The sequence below is a fragment of the Dactylosporangium thailandense genome, from assembly GCF_059739745.1.
Window position 1 is genome coordinate 6,352,578 of the sequence record NZ_AP029195.1, and the last position, 24,212, is coordinate 6,376,789.

Annotated in this window: 17 protein-coding genes; 8 read left to right on the plus strand and 9 right to left on the minus strand. The window is 70.8% G+C overall.

What is annotated here, in order from left to right; genetic code table 11:
- Positions 1 to 99 precede the first annotated feature (99 nt).
- The gene (locus tag AC6JBM_RS27950; RefSeq protein WP_497977029.1) at positions 100 to 468 is read right to left on the minus strand and encodes a hypothetical protein; all 369 of its coding nucleotides are present in this window, start codon (positions 466 to 468) and stop codon (positions 100 to 102) included.
- Between the two features lie 487 nt (positions 469 to 955).
- Entirely contained in the window at positions 956 to 1,825 is an 870-nt protein-coding gene (locus AC6JBM_RS27955) for an alpha/beta fold hydrolase (protein ID WP_497977030.1), read from the minus strand.
- A gap of 162 nt (positions 1,826 to 1,987) precedes the next feature.
- On the opposite strand from AC6JBM_RS27955, the gene AC6JBM_RS27960 reads away from it, so the two are divergent.
- Complete coding sequence (locus AC6JBM_RS27960; protein ID WP_497977031.1) at positions 1,988 to 2,320, plus strand: winged helix-turn-helix transcriptional regulator; 333 nt, start codon at positions 1,988 to 1,990, stop codon at positions 2,318 to 2,320.
- A gap of 45 nt (positions 2,321 to 2,365) precedes the next feature.
- Here AC6JBM_RS27960 and AC6JBM_RS27965 read toward each other — a convergent pair whose 3' ends face one another.
- Complete coding sequence (locus AC6JBM_RS27965) at positions 2,366 to 3,670, minus strand: M20/M25/M40 family metallo-hydrolase (protein WP_497977032.1); 1,305 nt, start codon at positions 3,668 to 3,670, stop codon at positions 2,366 to 2,368.
- Positions 3,671 to 3,742: 72 nt separating this feature from the next.
- On the opposite strand from AC6JBM_RS27965, the gene AC6JBM_RS27970 reads away from it, so the two are divergent.
- The 4 genes from AC6JBM_RS27970 (at position 3,743) to AC6JBM_RS27985 (ending at position 9,373) form a co-directional block, all read left to right on the plus strand.
- Positions 3,743 to 4,669, plus strand: coding sequence for a MetQ/NlpA family ABC transporter substrate-binding protein (locus AC6JBM_RS27970; protein WP_350615622.1), 927 nt, complete (start codon positions 3,743 to 3,745; stop codon positions 4,667 to 4,669).
- Between the two features lies 1 nt (position 4,670).
- Positions 4,671 to 5,699, plus strand: coding sequence for a methionine ABC transporter ATP-binding protein (locus tag AC6JBM_RS27975; RefSeq protein WP_497977033.1), 1,029 nt, complete (start codon positions 4,671 to 4,673; stop codon positions 5,697 to 5,699).
- Position 5,700: 1 nt separating this feature from the next.
- Complete coding sequence (locus AC6JBM_RS27980; protein WP_497977034.1) at positions 5,701 to 6,360, plus strand: methionine ABC transporter permease; 660 nt, start codon at positions 5,701 to 5,703, stop codon at positions 6,358 to 6,360.
- A 268-nt stretch (positions 6,361 to 6,628) separates the two neighbouring features.
- The gene (locus AC6JBM_RS27985; RefSeq protein ID WP_497977035.1) at positions 6,629 to 9,373 is read left to right on the plus strand and encodes a tetratricopeptide repeat protein; all 2,745 of its coding nucleotides are present in this window, start codon (positions 6,629 to 6,631) and stop codon (positions 9,371 to 9,373) included.
- A 102-nt stretch (positions 9,374 to 9,475) separates the two neighbouring features.
- On the opposite strand, the gene AC6JBM_RS27990 is transcribed toward AC6JBM_RS27985, so the two are convergent.
- From AC6JBM_RS27990 to AC6JBM_RS28005, 4 genes are all read right to left on the minus strand, one after another.
- Positions 9,476 to 9,925, minus strand: a complete 450-nt coding sequence (locus AC6JBM_RS27990; RefSeq protein WP_497977036.1) for a VOC family protein — start codon at positions 9,923 to 9,925, stop codon at positions 9,476 to 9,478.
- 30 nt (positions 9,926 to 9,955) lie between these two features.
- On the minus strand, positions 9,956 to 11,299 hold the full coding sequence (locus AC6JBM_RS27995; RefSeq protein ID WP_497977037.1) for a dihydrolipoyl dehydrogenase family protein: 1,344 nt from the start codon (positions 11,297 to 11,299) through the stop codon (positions 9,956 to 9,958).
- A 555-nt stretch (positions 11,300 to 11,854) separates the two neighbouring features.
- Positions 11,855 to 13,135, minus strand: a complete 1,281-nt coding sequence (locus AC6JBM_RS28000; protein ID WP_497977038.1) for an EAL and HDOD domain-containing protein — start codon at positions 13,133 to 13,135, stop codon at positions 11,855 to 11,857.
- Between the two features lie 758 nt (positions 13,136 to 13,893).
- The gene (locus tag AC6JBM_RS28005; RefSeq protein ID WP_497977039.1) at positions 13,894 to 15,558 is read right to left on the minus strand and encodes a fibronectin type III domain-containing protein; all 1,665 of its coding nucleotides are present in this window, start codon (positions 15,556 to 15,558) and stop codon (positions 13,894 to 13,896) included.
- Positions 15,559 to 15,899: 341 nt separating this feature from the next.
- Here AC6JBM_RS28005 and AC6JBM_RS28010 point away from each other — a divergent pair, with 341 nt between their 5' ends.
- Complete coding sequence (locus AC6JBM_RS28010; RefSeq protein WP_497977040.1) at positions 15,900 to 16,619, plus strand: nicotinamide mononucleotide transporter family protein; 720 nt, start codon at positions 15,900 to 15,902, stop codon at positions 16,617 to 16,619.
- Between the two features lie 168 nt (positions 16,620 to 16,787).
- On the opposite strand, the gene AC6JBM_RS28015 is transcribed toward AC6JBM_RS28010, so the two are convergent.
- Complete coding sequence (locus tag AC6JBM_RS28015; RefSeq protein ID WP_497977041.1) at positions 16,788 to 18,275, minus strand: cellulase family glycosylhydrolase; 1,488 nt, start codon at positions 18,273 to 18,275, stop codon at positions 16,788 to 16,790.
- 492 nt (positions 18,276 to 18,767) lie between these two features.
- On the opposite strand from AC6JBM_RS28015, the gene AC6JBM_RS28020 reads away from it, so the two are divergent.
- Together AC6JBM_RS28020 and AC6JBM_RS28025 are read left to right on the plus strand one after the other, a co-directional pair.
- On the plus strand, positions 18,768 to 19,229 hold the full coding sequence (locus AC6JBM_RS28020; protein WP_497977042.1) for a hypothetical protein: 462 nt from the start codon (positions 18,768 to 18,770) through the stop codon (positions 19,227 to 19,229).
- Positions 19,230 to 19,490: 261 nt separating this feature from the next.
- On the plus strand, positions 19,491 to 20,522 hold the full coding sequence (locus AC6JBM_RS28025) for an alpha/beta hydrolase (RefSeq protein ID WP_497977043.1): 1,032 nt from the start codon (positions 19,491 to 19,493) through the stop codon (positions 20,520 to 20,522).
- 4 nt (positions 20,523 to 20,526) lie between these two features.
- On the opposite strand, the gene AC6JBM_RS28030 is transcribed toward AC6JBM_RS28025, so the two are convergent.
- The gene (locus AC6JBM_RS28030; RefSeq protein WP_497977044.1) at positions 20,527 to 23,889 is read right to left on the minus strand and encodes a 3-keto-alpha-glucoside-1,2-lyase-like domain-containing protein; all 3,363 of its coding nucleotides are present in this window, start codon (positions 23,887 to 23,889) and stop codon (positions 20,527 to 20,529) included.
- Positions 23,890 to 24,212 lie beyond the last annotated feature (323 nt).

The window sequence follows — 24,212 nt, forward strand, 5'->3', positions numbered from 1 at the left end:
GGCCGACACCGCATCGACGAAGGCGCAGCCTCGCCGCGTTGACGATTATTCGCAGTGCGAACTAAAGTAGTTCGCGCTGCGAATCGTACGTTCATCGAACTAGAGGGTGTCATGACGACGGTGGAGGAACGCCCGGACGCCAGAGGGATCAGAGTCCTGGTCGCGCTCGTGGTGGCTGTCTTCGGTTCCGCACTCATGCAGACCGTGGTGGTGCCGGCGCTGAAACTCATCAACAACATCGCCCGTACCGTCGGCAGCGCCGTGGGGAACCGCCCTCGCCGCCGCGGTCATCACCTCCGCCGGCACCGGCCCGCTGCCCGACTCCACCTTCACCAACCTGTTCTGGCTGGCGGCCGGCGTTGCGGCACTGGGCATCGCGGTCGGCTTCCTCGCCGCACGAGCCGCACCGACCGGCAACGCCACCTCGACCGGCGAACCGGCCACCCGAACGACCGATTGATCGAGCACCGATGCACATCGTCAGCGGCGTGTCACCCCTGGGTGGTGGATGCGTGACCGGCGATTGTTTCGGGGTCCGTGCCGATCCTGCGGAGGAGGTCGGCGGCTGGGTCGTCGCCGTCGCGAAGCATGGTCACCAAGAGGTGTGTTGTGCCGACGAAGGGATCACCTGGCTGCCGTGCTGGCCGAGCGCAGCGCGCTCAGTGCGCCCGCGTCCAGCGGCGGCGTGGGGCGGCGGGTCTTCCGTTCCCGCGGCCAGCCTTTTGTGGGTGCCGCTGCCGGGTCGGGGACAGGTTGCGGCGCGGGCGCCGACTCGGCCGCGGCCATGGTGGCGACGAGCAGGGTGACGCCGTGCTCGCGCCGGCCGCTACGGCGGCTTTCCAGAGCGGTTGCAGCGTGCGGGGCGCGTTCGACGGCCGCACACCCACCACGTCCACACCGTCGATTGTCGCCGCCGCGATCAACCGCCCGGGGCCTTCTCAAACGGCGTGCGCGTTCAGATTCTTCCGGCGTGATCGACCAGGAGTTCGGCGAACGCGTCCGGCTGGTCGATCGGCGTGATGTGACCGCTGTCCGGGAGGTTGTGCTGTGCGAGGGTTCCGCAGATCGGCCGGAGCTGCAATGCGGTGGCCTCACCGACGGCGTTGCCACCGATAGCCAGAACCGGCATCCGCAACCTGTGCTCTCGCGCCCAGTTCGAGATCCATTCGGCATTCGCCGGCATGGCGCGGTAGTGGTCGAAAGCATTCGTGAGGGACTCCCGGCCGCGGTACGCCTCGACGAGAATCCGCGTAAGGTCCTCCGGCACGCCTCGGCGGCTTCCCGACTCGAGGAAGTGGCGGACGTACCGCTCCTCGGCGTGTTCGACGACAGCTTCGGCCAGGCCGCCGGGGGCGCGATGGAAGCCGAACCACCATGGCGGCCCGTTGTGCAGGAATGCCTCGGCACCAGGCAGCGAGCCGATCAGACCCTCGGACAACGTCAGACTGACCACCCGTTGCGGAAATGCCGCTGCGAGTGCGAATGCCGGCGCCACACCCAGGTCGATACCGACGACATGTGCCTGGCGGATGTCGAGGACGTCCAGGAGACCGATCAGATCCGCGGCGAGCACCGGCGCCTCGTAGCCGCGCATGGCAGGCCCGCTGTCGCCCAGCCCGTGCAAGTCGGGTGCGACAACCCGCAACCCTGCCGCGACCAGCTGCGGTGCGACGTCCCGCCAGATCGCGCGGGTGTGCGGAAATCCGTGGAGCAACAGCACGGCGGGGCCGTGGCCCGTGAGCTCCACGGCGAGTTCCACGCCGTCGACCGGAATCCGGCGCACGGTGGCTGCGGGGATGTGGGAAGTGAATGCATCCTGGCGCACAGTGGTCTCCTCACTTACACTTGGCGACCTGGTAACCGTAGGAGACCGCCCCCGACGCAGCAAGAAGGCACCTTGCACACACCAGGTCACCCCCAGGTAACGCCGTCCCGCTCAGGAGACCTCTTCGACCCCGCATGTCCGACGAGACTTCTGCTCGACCGGGTGGGCTCGAAATGGACCACCATGGCCGTTCTCTCGCTGGCGAGCGTCCAGGGCGAACTGCGGTTCACGGAACTGAAACGCCGGATGGCCGGGATATCCCAGAAGATGCTGGCCCAGACGCTCAAATCCTTGGAGCGAGACGGACTCGTCGCACGCCGCGTGGAGGCAACCACGCCTCCACGCGTGCACTACCGCCTCACAGAGCTGGGCACATCACTCGTCCCGCCGTTGTTGGCTCTGCGCGCATGGGCCGAGCAGAACATGCGACAGGTCCAGGACAACGCCACCGCTTTCGACGCCGTGACGGTCCACGCAGCGGGCACAGACCGCTGAGCCGAGGCCAGCGTGTCGCTGTCGCCGCGCGCGAGGCCGGCTGACTCAGCTGGCGAGCAGGAACCGGGTCAGCACCCGGACGCCGAACTCGAGGCCGTCGACCGGCACCCGCTCGTCGACGCCGTGGAACAGCGAGGCGAAGTCCAGACCCGGCGGCAGGCGCAGCGGTGCGAAGCCGAAGTTGCGGATGCCCAGCAACTGGAAGGACTTGGCATCGGTACCGGCGGACAGCATGTACGGCAGCAGCCGGGCACCCGGGTCCTCGGCCGAGATCGCCGCCGCCATCGCGTCCACCAGGTGTCCGTCGAACGTCGTCTCCACCGGCGGGAGCTGGTCCCAGTCGAGCTCGACATCCGGCCCGAGCACCTCGGCCAAAGTCTTGGCGAAGACGTCCTCGCGGCCGGGCAGCATCCGCCCGTCGACGGTGGCCTCGGCCAGCGACGGCACGACATTCGTCTTGTACCCGGCGTTGAACATGGTGACGTTGGCGGTGTCGCGCAGGGTGGCGCCGATGAGCCGGGCGACGGAGCCGAGCCGGGCCACGGCCGCCTCCGGGTCGTCGGGATCGAACGGCACCCCGGTCAGCTCGGCGACGCCCTCCAGAAACTCGCGGGTGGCCCCGGTCAGCACGATCGGGAACCGATGGGCGTCGAGCCGGGCCACCGCGGCCGCGAGCTTGGCCACGGCATTGTCGGTGTGCACCATGGACCCGTGCCCGGCGGTGCCGGCGGCCTTGAGCCGCAGCCACATGATGCCCTTCTGCGCCGTCTCGACGAGGTAGGCGCGCACGTCGTCGCCGAGGGTCAGCGAGAATCCGCCGACCTCGCTGATCGCCTCGGTGACGCCCGCGAACAGCTCCGGGCGGTGCTGAACCAGCCAGCGGGCACCGTTGAAGCCGCCGGCCTCCTCGTCGGCGAGGAACGCGAAGACCAGATCCCGCGGCGGTACCGTGCCGTCGCGCTTGAACTGCCGGGCCACCGCGAGGCTCATCGCGACCATGTGCTTCATGTCGATCGCGCCGCGGCCCCACACGTAGCCGTCGCGGATCTCGCCGGAGAACGGGTGCACGGACCACTCGGCCGGGTCGGCCGGCACGACGTCGAGATGGCCGTGCACGAGCAGCGCGCCGCGGCCCGGGTCGGCCCCGGCCAGCCGGACGACCACGTTGCCGCGGCCGGGCCCCGATTCGACGTACTGCGGCTCGAAGCCCACCTCGGCCAGCTTCTCCGCGACGTACTCGGCGGCGACCCGCTCACCGGCGAGCGTCGCCGGGTCGCCGGTGTTCGTCGTGTTGATCCGGATCAGGTCGCTGGTCAGCGCGGCAACCTCGTCCACGGCACTCGCGGTCATGCCCCCACCCTAGACCTCCGGATAGATGTATGACACATTTTTCCTATCGGAATAGTGGTCTAACCTGGCGGCATGTCAGAACCTCAGTTGCCGGCGCGGCAGCGCAGCCGCTGGCCCTGGATCGCGGGCATCGCCGCCGTCGTCGTCGTGGCCGCCATCGTCGTGTTCGCCGTCACCCGCGGCGGATCGGACGACGACGGCGCGAAGACCGTGCGCATCGGCGTCACCGACGCATCCCAGCCGTACTGGAAGACCTACGCGGACCTGGCCAAGCAGCGGTTGAACGTGACCGTGCAGTTCGTGAACTTCAACGACTACAGCCAGCCGAACCCGGCGCTGAAGGAGAAGCAGCTCGAGCTCAACGAGTTCCAGCACATCCAGTACCTCGCCAACTACAACGTCACCGCCCACGACGACCTGCAGCCGATCGGCGCGACGGCCGTCTACCCGCTGCCGTTGTACTCGCTGAACTACACGTCGCCCTCGGCGATCCCGGCCAATGCCAAGGTGGCCATCCCCAACGACGCCATCAACCAGGCCCGGGGGCTGCTGGTGCTGCAGGCGGCCGGGCTGGTGACGCTGAAGAACGGCGGTACCGCCTTCTCCAGCACGGCCGACATCGACACCAAGAAGGTCGACGTCGTGACGCTCGACGCCTCGCAGACCGCCGGGGCGCTCAAGAGCGGTTCGGTCGCCGCGGCGATCGTCAACAACAACTACGCCACCAGTGCCGGGCTGCCGAAGACGGCGGCCGTGTTCCAGGACGACCCGGCCAGCGCGAGCGCCGCACCCTACGTCAACATCTTCGTGGCCCGCGCCGCCGACAAGGACGACCCGACGTATCTCAAGCTCGCCGAGCTCTACCACGAGGCGAGCGTCGAGCAGGGCGTGCAGGAGTCCAACGGCGGCACCGCGGTGTTCCGCAAGGTCGCCCCGGGCGAGCTGCAGTCGCTGTTGAAGACGGTGCAGGACCAGGCCGTCGCCGCGGGCAAGAAGTAACGTGCCGCACGTACGCATCGAGCATGTCACGAAGGCGTTCACCCGGGGCCGCGACGGTTCCCGGGTGGTCGCCCTCGACGACGTCAGCCTGGAGGTCGGCCAGGGCGAGGTGTTCGGCGTCATCGGCGAGTCCGGGGCGGGCAAGAGCACGCTGATCCGGCTCATCAACGGCCTGGAGTCGCCGACGAGCGGCCGGGTGTTCGTCGGCGACCACGAGATCTCCACACTGTCCGAAGGGGACAGACGCGGGGTCCGCCGCGACATCGGCATGATCTTCCAGCAGTTCAACCTGTTTCGCTCCCGGACGGTGGCGGGGAACGTGGCGTACCCGCTCAAGGTCGCCGGCGTGCCGCGGGCCGAACGGGACCGGCGGGTGGCGCGGCTGCTCGACTTCGTAGGCCTGCTGGACCGTGCGCACGACCACCCGGAGCAGCTCTCGGGCGGGCAGAAGCAGCGCGTCGGCATCGCCCGGGCTCTGGCCACCGAGCCCTCGCTGCTGCTGGCCGACGAGGCCACCAGCGCGCTCGACCCGCGCACCACGGCTGAGGTGCTCGCGCTGCTGGGCCGGGTCAACCGTGAGCTGGGCGTGACGATCGTGCTCATCACCCACGAGCTGGACGTGATCCGGGCCGTCGCCGACCGGGTCGCGGTCATGGACGGCGGCCGGATCGCCGAGGCGGGCACGGTGTACGACGTGTTCGCCCAGCCGCGCAGTACCGCCGCCGCCGACTTCGTGCGGGGCGCCCTGCGCGACCGGCCGTCGCCCGAGACCCTGGAGCGGCTGCGCAGCACGCACCCGGGGCGCCTGGTGAGCGTGGCCGTGCGGGACCGCACCGGCTTCCAGACCGCCCTGGCCGAGACGTTCCTGGAGCACCGGGTGGCGGCCGGCATCGTGTACGGCGGGATCAGCGAGCTGCAGCAGCGGGCGGTCGGCAGCCTCACGTTCGAGCTGACCGGCCCGGCCGAGGGCATCGACGCCGCCCTGGCCGCGCTGCGCGCCGACGGCGTCGATGTCGTCGAGGAGGACTGACGTGGACGAGTTCGTCACCAACCTGCCGGTGTTCCGCGAGGCGATCTGGCAGACGTTCTACATCGTCGTCATCTCGGTCGTGGCCGGCGGCCTGCTCGGATTGATCCTGGGTCTGGCGCTGTACGCCACGCGACCGGGCAGCCTGTTGTCGAACCGGCTGATTTTCGTCATCATCAACATCCTCGTCAACGTGGTGCGCCCGATCCCGTTCGTCATCTTCCTCACCGCCATCCAGCCGCTCATGCTGGTGACGATCGGCACGACGATCGGCACCGACGCGGTCACGTTCGCGCTGTCGCTCGCGGCGGCGTTCGCGGTGAGCCGCATCATCGAGCAGAACCTCCTCGCCGTCGAGCCCGGGGTTATCGAGGCCGCCCGGGCCGCCGGCGCCCGCCCGATCAGCATCCTGCTCACCGTGGTGGTACCGGAGGCGCTCGGGCCGGTCATCCTGGGGTACACCTTCATCTTCGTGGGCGTGGTCGACATGTCCGCGCAGGCGGGCCTGTTCGGCGGCGGCGGCCTGGGCGACTTCGCGGTCACGTACGGCTCGCAGCGCTACAACTGGCCGGTCGTCTACATCACCGTCGCCACCATCATCGTGATCGTGCAGGCGGGCCAGTTCCTCGGCAACGCTCTGGCCCGGCGCGCCCTGCGGCGTTAGCCCTGCTGGCCGGGAACCCGTCCCGGCAGCGGCGCCGGCCGGGCCAGGCCGAGGTGCTCGCGGAGGGTGGCGCCGCTGTACTCGGCGCGGAACAGGCGAGCTGCCACTTCGCGCACGACGTCGCGCCGCCTTGCCAATCCGGCTGACCGTTCGAGCCTGGCCTCGTCCCCACGGTGCCGCAACAATGGCCGATCCGCTCCTGCACGCGCCGGCGGTTCTGTGACACGGTGATGGTCGTTCCATATTGATGGCTGTGGGGGAGTCTCGAATGCCGACGGGGCCTCGGGAACGCCTGCGACGTCTGTCCGCGGCCACCGCACCGGGCCTGACGGTCGCCGCGGCCGCGACCGCGGCCGGCGCCAACTTCGTGCCGTGGCCGGTCGCGGTCGGTCTCGGCGCAGTGTCCGGTGGCGCCGGCCTGGCCGGCGGTCTGTTATGGCAACAGCGGACCGCTCGCCGGGCGCTGAGCCGCGAATGGGACACGTTGGTCGATCCAGGCCCGGCGCTCGGCTCGGCCGAGGACAGTGACAGTCTCCTGGCAGCGCTCAACCCGGACCGCGAGATCGTGGGCTTCAGCCCGCTCCGGGATGCTGAAGTGCGGAGGCTGCTGCGCTGGTGCGACGAGCCGTCGCCGCAGCGACTGTGGCTGATGACCGGCGACGCGGGCTCCGGCAAGACACGGCTGCTGGTCGAGGCCGTTGCGCGGCTCGAGAAGCCATGGTTGTCCGGTTGGGTCCGTCGCGGGAAGGGCGCGGCAGCGGTCGCTGCCGCCGCCGGCTCGGGCCGGCCCGTGCTGTTGATCGTCGACGACGCCGATACCTATCCGGATCTCGCCGACATGCTGGTCAAGGTCGTTCGCGACAGCGATGACGTACGCGTCGTCGCCGCCGCTCGCGACACCGCCGGATGGTGGTCGCGAGTCCGAGCCGGCCTGGAGCAGGACGTCGACGTGGCAATGCCCGCGAGCCCGCAGGTCCGGCTCACCACGCTCACGCCGGACGCATCGAGTCAGCGGCAGCGGTTCGCGCAGGCGATTCGGCATTTCGCCCGCTCCTGGGACGTCCCGGCTCCGGCGGCGAACCTGGTCTCCTCGGATGCGCCCGTGTCAATGCTGCTCGTGCACGCGGCGGCAGCCGTCACGGTGCGGGACGGCCTCTCCGGCCGGGTCGTCCTTGACGACGCTGTGCGGCGGTTGTTCGACATCGAGGAGCGCTGGTGGCAGGACCGCGCGGTATCGGCCGGGCTGCCTGCGATCGGTCTACCGCTGTTGCGCTCAGCCATCGTGGCCGGCGTCCTGCTCGGCGCGGATGATCTCGACGACGCGGTCCAGGTCCTGCGCCGGCTTCCCGGCCTGACGGGTGCGAGGGCCGAGCTCCTGCGAGACTTGGCGTTGTGGATCCGCGGCCTGTATCCGGCGAAAGCCGGAGGCTGGCTGAGCCCGCACCTACCCGGACGGCTCGTTGAGCGGTACGTGGTCGGGTACCTCGTCGCCAACCCGTCCCAGCTGGCCGCCATCGCTTCCGCGGCCGTGGAACCCACGGAGCGGCAACCCGCGGCCGGGATCGTGCCCGGCGCCCGCCCGGCGCGTCTTGTTTCCACGCTGGCGAACGCCGCACGCTATGAACCGGCGGCAGCGCAGGCGCTGCGGGGCCTGCTCCGGGAGGAGCGTCGACTCCTGCCGGTCGCGATCCAGGCCGCCCGCAACGGTATCGGCCCGATTGACGAGGCCGTGGCCGCCGCCGTGAACGCGACCGGCCTGTCCGCTGACGAGCTCGCCGCTCTTGACGAACTGATCCCGAACCGGCTCTCGCAAAACCTGATCCGTACCGCGGTCGCGGTCATTTCGGCGCGCCTGGCCCTGCCCGACACCGCCGAAGGCCGTGCCCGCCATCTGACCAGGCTCAGCCGCTGGCTGCCCGGGCTCGGGCGGCATACCGAAGCGTTGGCCGCCGCCGAAGAGGCAGTCGTCATCATGCGACGGCTCACCGAGACCGATGCGGCAGTCTACGAGCCCGGCCTCGGTGCGGCGCTGCTCGGCTTCGACACACAGCTGTCCTCGGCAGGACGGCAAGCCGAAGCGCTGGCTGCCTCCGAGGAGGCGGTCACGATCTTCCGCCGGATGGTCATTGCCGATCCGACCAGCTACACCCCCCAACTCGCCAAGGCGCTGCACGGGCTCATGGAGCGCCATCACGAGTCGAGGCGGCGCGACGAAGCGCTGGTCGCCATCGAGGAGGCGGTCGCCCTCCTCCGTTCGGCGCACGGAACAGACCCGGACGGCAACGACGCCGCGCTCGCCCGAGCGCTCGACGACTACGCATTCATGCTCAGCGACGGCCGGTTGAGCGACGCCATCACGGCGACCGAGGAAGCGCTCGCGATTCGCCGGCGGCTGGCCGCAATCGACCCGGCCGCTCATGAAGAGGACCTCGCCCGGTCGTTGGACAATCTTTGTGCCAGATTGCCCGGGACCGGCGACGACCGTGATCGGGCGGTGGCCGCGGCCGAAGAGGCGGTCTCGATTCGCCGACGGCTGGCCGCGTTCAACCCGGTGATCAACGAACGCGCGCTCGCGACGGCTCTGCACAATCTCGCCGATGCGCTGGCCGATTCGAAGCGCCTGGAGGACGCTCTGGCGGCTGTGCGCGAAGCGATCGGCATCTTCCGGCGCTTGGAGGCGGCCAATTCAGGAAGCGGGAAGGGTCTCGCGTACTCGCTGTACACGTTGGGCCGTCTTCGCATCGCGCTGCCGGAAGGTCTGAAGGCGTCGGGGGAGGCCGTCACCATCCTGCGGCGATTGGCCGAGACCGATCCGGCAGGCGGACACGACAGCATGCTCGCGATGGCGCTGAGCAGCCTCGCGATCGGCTTGGCGGGAACGACGGGGCGGCGGACGGACGCGTTGACCGCCGCCGAGGAGGCTGTCGCCGTCTACCAGCGGCTGGCCGTGACACATCCCGCTTACCAACAAGACCTGGCCAGGGCCAAGGCTGTCGTACAACGCCTTCGATAGCAGACGGGCCACCAACCCCTGAGCCCGCCCAGCAGGGTCTGAGCCGCCACAGCACGAGGCCTCTCGCCCGGCTCACCCAGGCCGCAGCGACCATCGCCGTCGTCACGGCACCGAGGGAGACGGCAACCACGGCGACCAGTCCCCCTCCGGATCGGTGGTCTGGCCCACCTCGATCAGATGACCGTCGGGATCGCGAATGTAGCAACGCATCTCGTACTGGTGCTGCTTCGGCGGCGTCAGGAACTGAGCACCCCGGGCGCTCCATTCGGCGTACACGGCCTGGATGTCCGCGACCCGGATATTGAGGAAGCCGCTGACCCGGTCGGGTTCGCGTGGCGTCTCCAGGGTGACCGCGGGCTTGTCGTCGGTCGGGCCTCCCCCGCCGTTGATGACGATCCAGCTGTTGGCCAGCGCGACATAGGTCGGCTCTCCGGAGAAGACCACCCTGCCGCCGAGTACCTCGGTGTAGAAGCGCCGCGAGCGCTCGACATCATCCGAGACGATGAAATGGGCCAGCACCATTCCCCCGGCGGGCGGTGTGAGCTCGGCCATCTGGCACCTCCACTTGTCGGGACTCGTACGTCATTCGCCCGGCCCACGGGCGGCCGCGATCTGGCCGCGGAGCTCCTTCAGCGCGGCGACATAGATCTCGGAGAAGGTGGGGAACGGCTGGATGACGTCCCGCAGCACCGGCAGCGGCACCCGGGCGCGGATGGCCAGGGTGGCCTGTTGCAGCCACTCTCCGGCCTCGGGTCCGAGCGCGTAGGCGCCGGTCAGCCGGTCGCCGTCGGACAGCAGGGTCAGGAAGCCGTTGGAGGTGGCGTAGGCGTGGGTGTAGGTGGCCGTCTTGGCCACCTCGGACACCGGGACGGTGGCGCTGAAGGCGGCCTCGGTGGCGCCTGCCGCGGCCGCTTGCGGGTCGGTGTAGACGACGTCCGGTATGGCCTCGTAGTGGGCCTCGCGGGGCTCGCCCAGGATGTTCGCGGCGACGATCTCGCCCTGGTACTTGCCGACATGGGTGAGCAGCCGGATGCCGGTGACGTCCCCGATGGCCCACAGCCGATCGTCGGCGCGCAGGTGCGCGTCGACGCCGATGCCGTGGGGGCCGGCGGTGACGCCGACCGAGTCCAGGCCGGCGGGCATCCGCGGACGCCGGCCCGTGGCCAGGAGCAGGTGGTCGCCGCGCAGCTCGCGACCGTCATCGAGGGTCAGGACGTACTCCGCGCCGTCGCGCCGCGCGGCGGTCGCGCGCATGCCGAGGTACAGCTCTGCGCCGTCGGCCCGCAGGACCTCGCCGACCGCCTGACCCAGCGGCTCGGGCTGGCGGGCCAGCACATGCCCGGCGCCATCGACCAGGGCCACCTCGCCGCCCAGGCGGCGCATGGCCTGGGCCATCTCGGTGCCGACCGGCCCGCCGCCGAGGATGAGCAGGCGGCGCGGGACGGCCTGCATGCCGGTCACCTCGCGGCTGGTCCAGATGCCGTCCAGCTCGTGCAGGCCCGGGACGGGCGGGATGACCGGGTCCGAGCCGGTGGCCACCACGACGTGCCGGGCGGTGTGGGGCACGCCGTCGACCTCGACCACACCCGGCCCGGCGAGCCGGCCGGTGCCGCGGATCAGGTCGATGCCCTTGCCCGCCAGAAACTGCTGCTGCCCGGCGTCGGAGTAGCCCGAGACCATGAAGTCGCGGTAGGCCAGCGCCTCCCGCACGTCGACGCGCGCCGTGGCCGCCGCCTCGCGAGCGCCGTGCACCGCCTCGCCGGGCCGCAGCAGCGTCTTGGACGGGATGCACGCCCAGTACGAGCACTCGCCCCCGACCAGATCCCGCTCGACCAAGGCCACGCGCAGGCCGCCGTCGGCCAGCTCGCCGGCGCAGTGCTCACCCGGCGAGCCCCCGCCCAGGACGATCACGTCGTGGTCGCTCATCGCTCGGGTACCTCCTCTGCGGCCTGCTCCCGGACCACGTACTGACTGGGTGGTACTGGGACCGCGGACGGTGGTTCCTTCCCCGCGGCGGACCGGCTACACACCGCGGGGGGCGACTTGAGCGAGGGCGAACCCGCAGCATGCCGCCGCCGACAGCTCGGCGACGTCACGAGCACGCACAGACCCGGGCAACAGCTCATCGCCGACGCCACCGACACGGTTCGGCCCGCGGTGCGAGCGGCACCGCTGGACCGCCGGCCTCATCCGGGGCCTCGTCACCACTTCCCCGCATGCCGGCATCGCACACGTGACGGCGACTACGGATCCGATGGGGTTCCGGATGCGTCATGCGAGGCCCGGTTCAGGAGTTCAACCAGCCCCCGCCGTGAACGTGCGGGGTGGACGGGCAGTCAGTTCACCGTGCTGAGCGACCCACGTGCATCAGGCCGTCGTTGCCGCCGTAGTACACGTTCTGCACCAGCCACACGACCGGCGCCACGAACAGAACCGGCTGCACGAACGCTCAACTGCACGAACGCTCAACTGCACGAACGCTCAGCCGGCAAGGGCGTGCAGCCGCTCCTCGGCGCGGTCCGGGATCTCCTGGCTCAGCTCCCCGAGGACGCCGTTGGTCCAGCGCAGGGCCGACAGATACGCGGCGACGATCGCGCCCGGTTCGCCGTGGTCGTTGTCCGGGTCCGGGTCGGTGTAGGCGCGCGCCGCGTACAGGATCGCACCGAGCGGGCCGTCTCCCGCCCGCAGCGCCCCGCTCAGCTCCGGCCCCAGCGGCAGCCCGTCCACGATCTCGCCGACGGGGACGGCGAAATGGTCGGCGACGGCGGAGAGCAAACCGCCGAGGTACGCCGCGTCGCCCTGCCCCTCGGCGCCCGGGAACTCGGAGGAGTCCACGAGCAGCTGGCACAGCCGCGCCCGGACCAGGATGCGCGCGAGCTGTTCGTGGTCGGCGGTGGTGAGGTCGGAGACGAGCATGAGCGTGACCCACTGCCGCAGCCGGTTCAGCCCCATCGCGACGATCGCCTCGCGCACGGATGTGACCGTCCGGTTCAGTCCGAACGTGGCCGCGTTCGTCGCGCGCAGCACGCGCATGCTCAAACCGGCATCCTGACCGACGAGCGCGACGACCTCGTCGAGGTCCACGTCGTCCGCCGTGAGCGTGGCGAGCAGCCGCAGCCGAGCGAGCCTGCCCGGGGCGAGCGCCGAGGTCGTGTCGACGTGCGGCCGCCCGAGAATGTGCCCCTGGAACAGATCGAACCCGAGCTCGAAGGCGAGCCGCAGCGACTCCGCACTTTCGAGGCGCACCGCGACGAGCTGCAGGTGGGGGTACCGCCGGCAAAGCTCCACACACGCGCGCACCCCGGCTTCGTCGGCCGCGAGCATGTCGATCTTCACGTAGCTGACCAGCGGCAGCAGCACCTCGCGGGGCCCGCCGCACACGAAGTGATCGATCGCGAGCGTAAAGCCACGTTCGGACAACACCGTCAGCCCGGCCACGAGCTGATCGTCGACCTCGACGCTGGCGAGCACCTCGAGCACGGCCTGGCTGTAGTCGAACGGCAGCGGCAGCATCCCGGTCAGGAACGCCTTGGTGACGTTGAGGAAGCACACCTTGCCGCCGGTGAGCTCCTCGAGGCCGAACTCGGTGAACGCGGCGACAAGAACGCGCGCTGTCGCGTGATCGTCCGTGCGCGCAGCGCTCAACGCGTCGGTGCCGGCGCGGAACAGCAGCTCGTACGCAACGACGGCCCCGTCCCGGTCGTAAATCGGCTGCCGCCCGACGTGCGCGGTCGCACCACCGCCGTTGTCCAGTTGCTCCACCCGTCGATTGTCGGCCCCAGCCCCCATCAATGCTGCCAAAACCGGCAAATCGACAGCAAACCCCGGGGCTCGCAACCGGCGCGAAGGGCGCCCGGCTGGCCGGACCAGGAGCGGACGCCCGAGCTTGAACCGGGGCCGGCCGCGGCTGCCGGCGCAGGCCAGGACGGCCATTTCGACAGTGATTTCCGAAGGCCACAACGGCATCCGCCTTTTCACTGCCGGGCGTGCCCGACATCGGCGGAAGGCGGCCAGCCCGGCCGGTGGCCCGGGACCGACCGAACCGGGCGGGCCACCGGCGGGTCCGGTCCCGCCCGGGCATCGAGGCGGTAGACATGCACGCGGGCCGCCGTGCCGGGTCAGGGGGCTGACCGGACTCCGCTTCACCCGCGTTCCATCCCGTTCCATCGGCCGCTCGTCAACCGCCGGCCGCTCCACGTCGAGCAGCCCGCGACCGTCCCGGCACGCGCGGCCTCGGCGATATCCGTCCCCTCACCGGAAACGGCGCCCTATCGGCCCGTCCCAGCCAGCTTGACCACGGCAGTACCCGCCACCGCCACGAACGCCGCGCCCTATCGGCCCGTCCCAGCCAAGCTTGACCACAGCGCGCGCCACCGCCACGAACGCCGCACCCAGTCAGCCCGACCCGGCCAAGCCCGACCACGGCAGCACCCGCCACCGCCACGAACGCCGCGCCCTATCGGCCCGTCCCAGCCAAGCTTGACCACAGCGCGCGCCACCGCCACGAACGCCGCACCCAGTCAGCCCGACCCGGCCAAGCCCGACCACGGCAGCACCCGCCACCGCCACGAACGCCGCACACGGCGCGGCCGGCACGACGGCTCTACTGCTCCGGCCGCCACCAGCCCCGCCCCGACCAGCACCGCGAACAGCCCGGCCCACCCGAGCACCGCCACATCCGGCCCGGTCACCGCCAGGAACGCCGCGCCGGGCACGGCGGGCAGAATGACGCTGCCCGGCGACACGCCACCGGCGTTTCGAGCAGATACGAGCACCGCATACTGCACGCCGTTGTCCAGCCGCGAAACGGCGGCCGTCAGCCGGTCCCCGTCGGGCTCCGTCGCCAGCGGTTGCCAGGTCTGGGCGCCGTCGAGGCTGACCTGATAGCCGGTGACCGGATCGGCGCCCGGGTCCAACGGTGCGCGAAACGACAGTTCGAGTGAGCGATCGCGCGGCGTGATACGCAGATCGCGCGGGGCGCTCGGTGTGGCGGGACCGATCCGGGCGACGCCCTCGGGGCCACCGACGAAGACCGCGCCCGTCAGGCTCGCGACCGCCGACCTTCCGCGCACGCCCTCCCCGCGCACACCTTCACCGCCCACGCCGTCACCGCGCACGCCCTCACCGCGCACACCCTCACCGCGCACACCCTCACCGCGCACACCCTCACCGCGCACACCCTCACCGCGCACACCCTCACCGCGCACACCCTCACCGCGCACACCCTCACCGCGCACACCCTCACCGCGCACACCCTCACCGCGCACACCCTCACCGCGCACACCCTCACCGCGCACACCCTCACCGCGCACACCCTCACCGCGCACACCCTCACCGCGCACACCCTCGCCGCGCAGGCTGAGCGTGCCGTCCGGCGCGACGATCGCGACCCCGTTGTCCGTGGCGAGCACCAAATTGTCACGATCGTCCACGCTCAAGTGCTCGATCGCGTCCAGTCGCGACTCGCGTGCGGGACCGGGCGTCGGGTGGCCGCAGCCCGACCCCGCATACGCGGAGCGCACACCGTCCGCCGCGATGCGCTCGATGCTGCAGCCGGGACCGGAGACGTACAGGTTGCCGAGCGAGTCGACAGCGACAGTGCGCGAATCTGTCGTCTCGGCGGCGACGGACAGCGTGCCGGATGGGGAAACGCGCAACACGGCGCCGTCGTCGGCGATGAACAGGTTGCCCTCGCGGTCCATGGCCAGACCGGCCGGGGCGCTCAGCGGGGACGCGAGCGCCGGGCCGGGCACCGGAGCGCCGGCCACCCCGTTGCCGGCGACGGTGCGCGTTCGACCATCCGGCGTGATCATCGCGACACGGTGACGGGCGTCGCTGACGTACACCGTGCCGTCGCCCCCGACCGCGACGCCCTCGGGCTCGTCGAGTCCTGCCTCCGGGCCGCCGGCCACGACCGCCACGGCGCCGTCGGGTGCGATGCGCACCACTCGATCGCCGCTCGGATCGGCTGCGACCAGGCCGCCTTGAGCGTCTGCGGCCAGTTGCGCGAGGCCGGCGGTACCGGCGAAACGGGTGATCGTATCGGGCCGTCCGGCGGCGAAAACCGGCGTGGCGAGCGGCGTGGCGAGAACGGGCAGAACGAGCGCGGCGGCGAAAACCGGCGTGGCGAGCGGCGTGGCGAGAGCGGGCAGGACGAGCGCGGCGGCGAGGCGCGGAGACCACACACTGCACTAAACGCACAAATAGGGCAAAAGTTACCGGTACGCGTGGCTCAAGAACTGCACGTCGGGGCTGTGTATGCCGCAGATCCCCGGCGTCGCGGTTGCCAGCCCAGTTGACGCCTCGGGTACGCCACTCGCCTGCGCATCGAGCTGATGCCGATCGCCGCCGGGGGGTGCGCACCTGCTCGCGCCACGACGCGCCCCAGCGGCGGGTGAGGATCTCGGCGATGGCCGACGGTACCGATGCCAGGAAAGCGAAGCGTCAGGTGATGAGGGCCACGGCGGCGAGGGCGATCGGCCACGGGGGTCGACGACCGAAACGCAGCAGTTGTACCGTGCGGCTCGTGCACTGGTTCGCCGACTTGATCGACCGCTTCTACGACGCCCACTGGCAGGTCACCGCCGGGCAGTCGATCAGCTACCGCGAGATCGTGGGCAACGCGTTCGGGCTCGCGTCGGCGCTCTTCGGGCTGCGCCGCAGCGTGTGGGCCTGGCCCGTGGGGATCGTGGGCAACGTGCTGCTGTTCACCGTCTTCGTCGGGCAGGCCGCCGGCTCCGAGGAGGCGACCACACCCCTGTACGGCCAGGCGTCGCGCCAGGTGTTCTTCGTGCTCACCAGCGTGTACGGCTGGTGGCGCTGGAAACACAATCGCTCATCCGGCGGTGGCCCCGCCGTGCATCCGCGATGGGCCTCGGGCGGCGAACGGCTCGCGCTCCTGGCCGGGTCGGCGGTCGCCGTAGTCGCGTGCTTCTACGTGTTCCGGGCCGTCGGCGCGGGATTCCCCGTGCCATGGTGGTACTACCTCGCCGACTCCTGGATCTTCGTCGGCTCGATCGCCGCCACGTACGCGATGGCGCGCGGATTCGTCGACTTCTGGCTGTGCTGGATCGCGGTCGACCTGGTCGGCGTCCCGGAGCTGCTGCACTTCCGCTACTACCCGTCGGCCGTGCTCTACGCCGTCTACGCGGGATTCGTGCTGTGGGGCTTTGCCGTCTGGCTGCGCATCTCGCGCCGCGAGCGACCCCAGCGCCGGCCGGCGGCACCGGCGCTGGAGCCCGCCTGAGCGTCCACGCAGCCGGTTCGGGTCGGCCGCCATTCGCTCATCCGCGAGTGCAAGAACTTGTCCGTCAGCCGGGCTGGGCGGCATTGCTCACTCCGCCCGGCACGGCTGTCCATTCGCTCACCCCGGTCAGTGCGCGACTCGGCCGGGGTCGTGCGTGGTTCGCTCGGTTCAGCTCGTCGGGAAGTTGTCCGCGGTCCGGATGCGGTTGCGCAGGTACGTGCCGGACTCGCTCAGCGAGTTCGCGTTCGTGTACGAGCCCGCCGCGCACGTGCCGGACTTGAACGCCGCGCTGCTCTCGTTCGCGTCCGAGTACGTCCAGTTCGCGTAGCTGATCTTGTTCTGGTCGAGCAGGTCCAGCCAGGTGCCGGTGCTCGCGAGGTCGACCGTGCCGCCGCCGGTGTAGGTGACGCTGCCGAACTCGGTCACGAACAGCGGCAGCGAGCGGGCGGCCCGGGCCACGACCGCGCGGTAGTCGTCCTTGTGCGAGGCCGCGTAGAAGTGGAACGTGTACATGATGTTCGTCGCGTTCACCGGGTTGTTCACGATCTCGGACTCGTTCGAGCCGTCGGAGACGCCCAGCGAGGACCAGCCGCGGGTGCCGACGATCACGACCGCGTCCGGGTCGGCCGCGCGGATGATCGGGATGACCGTCTCGGCGTAGCTCTTGATGCCCTGCCAGCTCACGCCGTTGGGCTCGTTGGCGATCTCGTAGATGACGTTCTTCTTGTTCGCGTTGCGCTGGGCGACGGAGGCGAAGAAGGTCTTGGCCCGGTCGAGGTTGTAGTTCGGGTCACCGGGGGTCAGCGTGTGGAAGTCGATGATCGCGTACATGCCGCGCGCCTCGGCCATGTCCACGTAGTTGTTCACCTGCGCGGTGAAGCCCGACGGGTTCGTCTCGTAGCCCTGCTCCTGCACGTACATGGCGATGCGCAGCAGGTCGGCCTTCCAGTCGTTGGCGAGCGCGTCCAGCGAGGCGTTGTTGAGGCACGACGCGAACCACTGGATGCCGTGCGTGCTCATGCCGCGCAGCTGGATGGCCTTGTTGTACTGGTTGCACAGATTCACGCCGCACACGTGCAACTGCCCGTTGATGGCCAGCGGCGTGGTCCCCTGCGGCGGAGGCGGCGTGGAACTGGTGCTCGGGCTCGGGCTGGCGCTGCGGCTCGGGCTGGGGCTCACGCTCTTGGACGGGCTCGGCGAGGCGGTCGTCGGCGACGGCGTGCCGACCGATCCGGTGCAGGCGACACCGTTGAGCGTAAACGAGGCCGGGTTCGGGTTGGCGCTCGTCCACGTCCCGTTGAAGCCAATGCTCGTCGAGCCGCCGGTGCCGAGGTTGCCGTTGTAGTCCAGGCTCTTGGCGGTGACGGCGGTACCACTCTGCGTGTACGTCGCCGACCAGCCCTGGCCGACCTTCTGCCCGGCGTCGCCGAACGTCCAGCCGAGGGTCCACGCGCTGATCGGGTCGCCGAGGTTGGTGATCGCGATGTTCGCGGTGAAGCCACCGGGCCACTGGTTGGTGGTGTAGGTGACGCGGCAGCCCGACGCGGCGGACGCGTTGACCATCGGCGCCAGGATCAGGCCGCCGGCCACGAGGGCCCCGACGGCGCCGGCCACCCCGAGGGTGCGGCCGCGCGGCAGACGTTTGAGCAGGCTCATGTCGATGTTCCTCCGGGTACGGGTCGAGCCGGGCGGCTGGCTCGCCCGGGGGTCGAGATCGTCACGCACCGCCGCTGAACCGCTCAAATGCGGCGCGGCGGAGTGCCCCGGGACAAGGGCTCTGACCTGCGAGTTCATCGAGCACAAAGACTGAAATATTCACCTCGAAGCGCTTCGACATTTCGCGGTAAAGCCGGGCATTGCGACGCGCCGCCAGGAAGGCGGAAGACAGGGCGGAAGACGGGGCGGAAGACGGGCCGGAGACGGACGGAAGACGGACCGGAAGACGGGCGGGAGACGGGCGGGAGACGGGCGGAAGACGGACCGAAAGACGGGGGAAGACAGCCCGGGCAGGAATGAACACAAGACCGGCCGGGAAAGATGGGCCGGGGAAGGGACGCGAGCGCTGGAGCCGGGGATCGACGGTGATCCCGGAATGCGGTGGCCGAACGGCGGTGCAATGCCGGGTGCGCGCGTGCGCACAATGGCGCCGTGCCCGATCTCGAACTCGCCGTGCTGCGTGACGCCATCCGCCACCGCGGGACGATCGACGTGAGCGGTGCGGCCGCGGTCGTCGAGGAGTACCTCGGCGGCGTCCTGCGCGACGCGGGTGCGGCCGGGAACGACGCCGCGCTGCGCTGGGCCCGCGATCGGCTGCGGCTGTTCATGGTCGTGAGCTGGGGAAACTGGTTCGGGGTGCTGGAGCGGCTGCCGCAGGAGTATCCGACGCTGCGGGCCGAGTGGCGGGATCTGCTCGCCGACCCGTCGCGTTACGGGCCGGAGCACCTGGTGGCCTGGTGGTGGCACCTGCGGCCGGCGATGTTCGAGCCGCTGGTCGCGAACCAGCTACGCGAGATGAGCGTGCCGCTGCGCGACGGCGTGGCGAGCATCCTGCGGGACGGTGGCACCTTCGACGGCCGGCTCGTCGACTGGGCGGCATTCGGCGCGGCCTGACGGACCGGCCGCCGCGGCAAGCGCCGGGCATGGTCTGCCCCGGACGAGGCCAGAGAGCCGCCACGCCACACCGATCGAGCACGAGACCGGGCAGCCCCACGCCACACCGAGCACGAGACCGGGGAGTCCCACGCCACCCCGGACGGGGTCGGGGAGCCGCCACGCCACAGACCGGCCGACGTAGGGTGAAGGCGCCCGGCACCGCGCGGGTCGCGCCGCCCCCGGGCGCCGCCGGGATCTGCGAAGGCACTGGAGGTACGCATGCTGCCCTGGAAATCCGAGCTGGCCGGGCGCTTCGAGGAGCTCGTCGTCGACAGCGCCGCCCTGCGCGGCAACCCGCTCGGGGACCCGCACGAGCGGCCCCTGCTCGTGTACCTGCCGCCCGGCTACGACGAGGACCAGTCGCGGCGCTACCCCGCGGTCTACGTGGGCCAGGGGTACACCGGGCATCTCGGCATGTGGTGGAACCGTCCCGCATTCCGCCAGCCGTACCCGGAGCTGATGGACGCGATGTTCGCCCGCGGTGAGGCGCCGCCGGCGATCGTGGTGTTCTTCGACGCCTGGACGGCGCTCGGGGGCAGCCAGTTCCTCGACTCGCCGGCGACCGGGCGCTACCACACGTACCTCTGCGAGGAGGTCGTGCCCTTTGTGGACGGTCGCTTCCGGACCCTCGCGAGCCGCGACCACCGCGGCATCAGCGGCAAGTCCAGCGGCGGCTACGGCGCGATGGTGACCGCGATGCTGCGCCCCGACGTGTTCGGCGCCCTCGCGACCCACGCCGGCGACGCGCTGTTCGAGGTGAGCAACCAGCTCGCCTTCCCGCGGCTGGCGCGGCAGCTGCGTGACCAGCACGGCGGCTCCTACGACGCGTTCCTGCGGGAGTTCCGCGAGCGCAGCATCCCGCGCGACGGCGACATCGAGCTGCTGGAGCTCTACGCGTACGCCGCGGCGTACTCGGCCGACGAGGACGGCACGGTCCGCCTGCCGTTCGACGCCAACGGCGCCGTGATCCCGGACGTGTGGCAGCGGTGGCTCGACCGCGACCCCGTGGTGATGGCCGGGAAGCCCGAGTACGCCGAGGCGCTGCGCTCGATGCGCGGCATCTGGATCGACGCCGGCCGGCGCGACGAGTACTACCTCGACCTCGGCGCGTCCGCGTTCCTGGACAAGGTGCTCGCGGCCGGCGTCAAACAGCCGCAGGTGTACTTCGAGCTGTTCGACGCCGGCCACGGCGGTATCGAGTACCGCTACCCGCTCGCGCTGGCCTGGCTCAGCGAGCGCCTGGCCCCTTGAACCCTCACACGGGCTCGATCCAGATGTTGCGGTAGCGCACGTTCGCGCCCGGGTCGCCATGGTCCTGCAGCCGGATCGGCAGCGCCGCCGGGCTCTCGGCCGCGCCCGCGCCCGTCGGCCCGTCGACGGCCACGTTGTTGTGCACCGTGACGCCGTTCCACACGAGGGTGACCCGGGCGTTCTCGGTCTTCGTGCTGCCGCTCCAGCGGGCCGCGCGGAACGTCACGTCGTACGTCTGCCAGGTCTCCGGCGCCGTTGCCGGATTGCTGTCGGGCGCCCGCTTGAGGTAGATCGAGCCGCACTCGTTGTTCGCCAGCGGGGCCTTGCCGTAGGTGTCGAGCACCTGGACCTCGTAGCGGTCCTGCAGGTAGATGCCGGAGTTCGCGCGGGCCTGGCCGGTGACGTCGGCGGGGAGGTTCGGCAGCCAGAACTCGACGTGGAGCTTGAAGTCGCCGTACGCCTGCTTCGTGCGGATGTCCCCGCCCAGCACCTCCGCCGAGCCGCCGGAGACGGGCCAGGTCGGGGCGGTGCCGTCGGCGTTTTGGAACGCGTTCAGGCTGCCGCCGTCGAACAGGGTCACCCGGGAGACTCCATTGTGGACCCAGCTCTGCTGCGGTACGCCGGCCGCGTCCCAGATCTGCAGCTGGGTGCCGTCGGCCGAGGCGCCCCCGGCCGCGTCGAGCACCCTGCCGGACTGCGGGTTGCGCAGGGTTCCGTTCGCCCCGGCCTGCCACACCTGGGCGGCCGAGCCGTTGCAGTCGTACAGCTGCACCTTCGTGCCGTTCGTGGTGCCGCCGTTGTCGACGTCCAGGCACTTGCCCAGCGCGCGGAGCGTGTCGCCGGTGCGGGTCCAGCTCTGCGCGGTGGTGCCGTTGCAGGTCCACAGCTGGATCTTCGTGCCGTTGGCGGTGCCGGCGTTGCTGACGTCGACGCACTTGCCGCCGATGCCGGTGATGGTGCCGGTGTGGTCCGCCGCTCCCCCGCCGCCGGCCGGCGCGACGGCGATGTTGTCGAGGTTGACGTGGCCGATGTCGCCGCTGTCCACGCGGTAGGAGATCGCGTTGCCGCCCGCGCGCAGCTGGAGCGTCTCGGTGGCCGTCGCCCAGGTGTCCCAGTTGCCCGTGTCCGCGAGGGACAGCTGTTTCACCTTGGCGCCGTTGAGGTACAGGCTGACGGTCTTCGTCCCCGCGGAGGGGTTGGGACCGTTGCTGAACCGCAGCGCCACGGTGTAGGAGCCGGCGCTGGGGGCCGTGACGCTGAACGTGGCCGCGGCGCCGGCGTTGCCGAACCCGGCCACGAAGCCGGTGCCGGTGTATCCACTGTGGTCGGTCGCGACGCCGGCGCTGCCGCTCAGGCCCGAGTACTCGGCCTCCTGCTGGCCGGTCGGCGGGAGCGTGCCGTCGGCGAGGGCGTTGAGGGTGTACCAGGCCTCGGTGCTCCACAGCGACTGGCCCGTGGTCGAGGTGAACGGCCGCGGCGAGCGCACGTAGACGACCCGGCCCGGCTTGAGGCCCGCGACCTGGACGTTGACCTTCAGCCGGTCGGCCGAGAGCGTGGCCGAGGTGACCTGCAGCGACTCCTCGTCGACCTTCGGGCCGCCGTAGGCCGGCGTGGGGACGTACCGCCACTGCTTGAACGTGTAGCGCGAGGCCAGCTGGGCCGCCGTCTCGGTCGACACCGGCTGGGTGTACTCCAGCTCGAAGCCGCCGGGCTTGACGCGCATCGCCTTGAAGTCGAAGACGTTCGCGCCGTTCGCGGTGATCTTCTGCAGGCCGTAGGTGAGCTTGCCCTCCTGGCCCCAGTTGCCCCCGGCGCCGAGGCCGCCCGCGTAGATCGCGCCGTCGGGGCCCTCGCTGATGCGCAGCACGCCCATCTCGAGCCCCTGCGTCATGCGGAACACCGCACCCTGGTACTCGCCGTTCACCTGCTCCAAGGAGGCGCGCTGGATGCCGCCGTACGTCACGTCGCCGAACGCCAGCTGCCCGGCGTACGGTCCATTGTGGAGCACCAGCGGGGTGCTCGGCGAGTTGGCGATCTCGTTCTGCGGCAGCCACAGCACGGGCTGGGTGACCGGCTGGCCGTCGAACGGGCCGTCGGGGTTGGTGTAGTGGCCGAAGAAGCGGTCCTGCTTGATCTGCACCAGCTTCGACGCGGGCAGCCAGCCGCCCTGGTTGTCGGTCACGAACAGCTCCCCGGCCGGTCCCCAGCCGATGCCGTCGGGGGTGCGCAGGCCGCCGGCGACGTACTGCACGGCGCCGGTCGAGCGGTTGATCTTCAGGCTGGTGCCCCGGTTCGGCGAGCCCTGCGGCTCGGTGGTCGCCCCGCCCTGGTTGATGGAGACGGACAGGTTCAGGTAGAAGTACCCGTCCTGGTACAGCAGCCCGAACCCGAACTCGTGGAAGTTCCCGTCGAACGGCCAGGTCGCGACCGTGCGGTAGCGGTCGATCTGCCCGTCGCCGTTGGTGTCGGTGAGCTCGGTCAGCTCGTGCTTCTGCGACACGTAGATGATGCCGTCGACGATCTTGAGCCCCATGGGCTCCTTCAGCCCGGAGGCGATCCGGGTGTACTGCACCTGCGACGGTGAGGTCGCGCCCGTCACGTTGCGCAGGATGTAGACCTCGCCGGTGGTGTTGAGGCTGCCGCCCCACGTGGCGATGGCCAGGCGCCCGTCGGGGAACCAGTCCATCGCGCTCACCTGCGGGTTGAAGCCGCTCGGGCGCAGGTTCGTGAGGGTGTACCCCGGGTGCACCGACGCCAGCGGCAGCCCGTCGCCGGGCGAGTCGGCGGAGCCCTCGCACTCCTTGCGGCCGGGGGCGGTGACGCGCACGACCCCGGCATCGGTGCTCAGCACCGAGTTCGGCACGAGCGCGTAGGCGCTCGAGCCCGGCGGCCGCCACTCGAGGGTCAGCTGCTGGCCGCCGGTGCGCTCGAAGAAGTCGATGCGCAGCGCGTGGTAGCCGGCCGTGAGGGCGACGCTGCCCTCGACCGCGGTCGCGCCGTGCAGCCCGTCGTTGCCGATGACGTTCGCGCCGTCGATGGCCAGGCGGGAGCCGTCGTCGCTGGTGAGCCGGAACGCGTAGGTGCCGGCGCTGGGGATGTTGACGTTGCCGATGACCTGGGCCTGGAAGTAGTCCTCCAGCCCGCCGAAGTCGGCGGCGGTGGTCCAGTTGACGGTCGGCATGAGCTTGTCGACGTTGGGCGTCTGCCCGGACTTGAGCACGCAGATGGAGCTCTGCGGGGTCTGCAGGTCGAAGACGCGCAGGGTGACGCCGGGCTCTTGCGGTGGCACCGCGGCCGCGGAGGGGATCGCCGGCAGCAGGCCGACACCCGCGAGCAGCACGGCGAAGAGGGTCGTCCATCGCTTCACGGAACGCTCCAAGGGGTAGGAGCCGGTCACGGACTCCCGCGCGCGCTCGCCGAAGACGGGCACGGGTCATCGAGGCGTTCGTCGGCACTGGCGGAACCGACGACCGTCGATATGCCACGACACGCTAGGGGACTTCCGTCGAGATGTCGATAACTTTTGCTGCGCGCGTGAAAAGTTCGACCGTTTCGCGCTATTTATCCCGTGGGAGCAGCGTGAGATCGGGGTGCTCGGCGCGGAACCGCGCCCGCCCCTCGCCCGTGGTGGCGGTCCCGGAGACGTCCACGGATGTCGTCGCGTGCCGGCAGCGCCGCCGCCGTGAGGTC

Excerpts from the sequence above, each read along its gene's own strand:
- AC6JBM_RS27970 (WP_350615622.1), top strand. The coding sequence starts at position 3,743 with ATGTCAGAACCTCAGTTGCCGGCGCGGCAGCGCAGCCGCTGGCCCTGG.
- AC6JBM_RS27965 (WP_497977032.1), bottom strand. The coding sequence starts at position 3,670 with ATGACCGCGAGTGCCGTGGACGAGGTTGCCGCGCTGACCAGCGACCTG.
- AC6JBM_RS28015 (WP_497977041.1), bottom strand. The coding sequence starts at position 18,275 with ATGAGCCTGCTCAAACGTCTGCCGCGCGGCCGCACCCTCGGGGTGGCC.
- AC6JBM_RS28025 (WP_497977043.1), top strand. The coding sequence starts at position 19,491 with ATGCTGCCCTGGAAATCCGAGCTGGCCGGGCGCTTCGAGGAGCTCGTC.
- AC6JBM_RS27995 (WP_497977037.1), bottom strand. The coding sequence starts at position 11,299 with ATGAGCGACCACGACGTGATCGTCCTGGGCGGGGGCTCGCCGGGTGAG.
- AC6JBM_RS27985 (WP_497977035.1), top strand. The coding sequence starts at position 6,629 with ATGCCGACGGGGCCTCGGGAACGCCTGCGACGTCTGTCCGCGGCCACC.
- AC6JBM_RS27990 (WP_497977036.1), bottom strand. The coding sequence starts at position 9,925 with ATGGCCGAGCTCACACCGCCCGCCGGGGGAATGGTGCTGGCCCATTTC.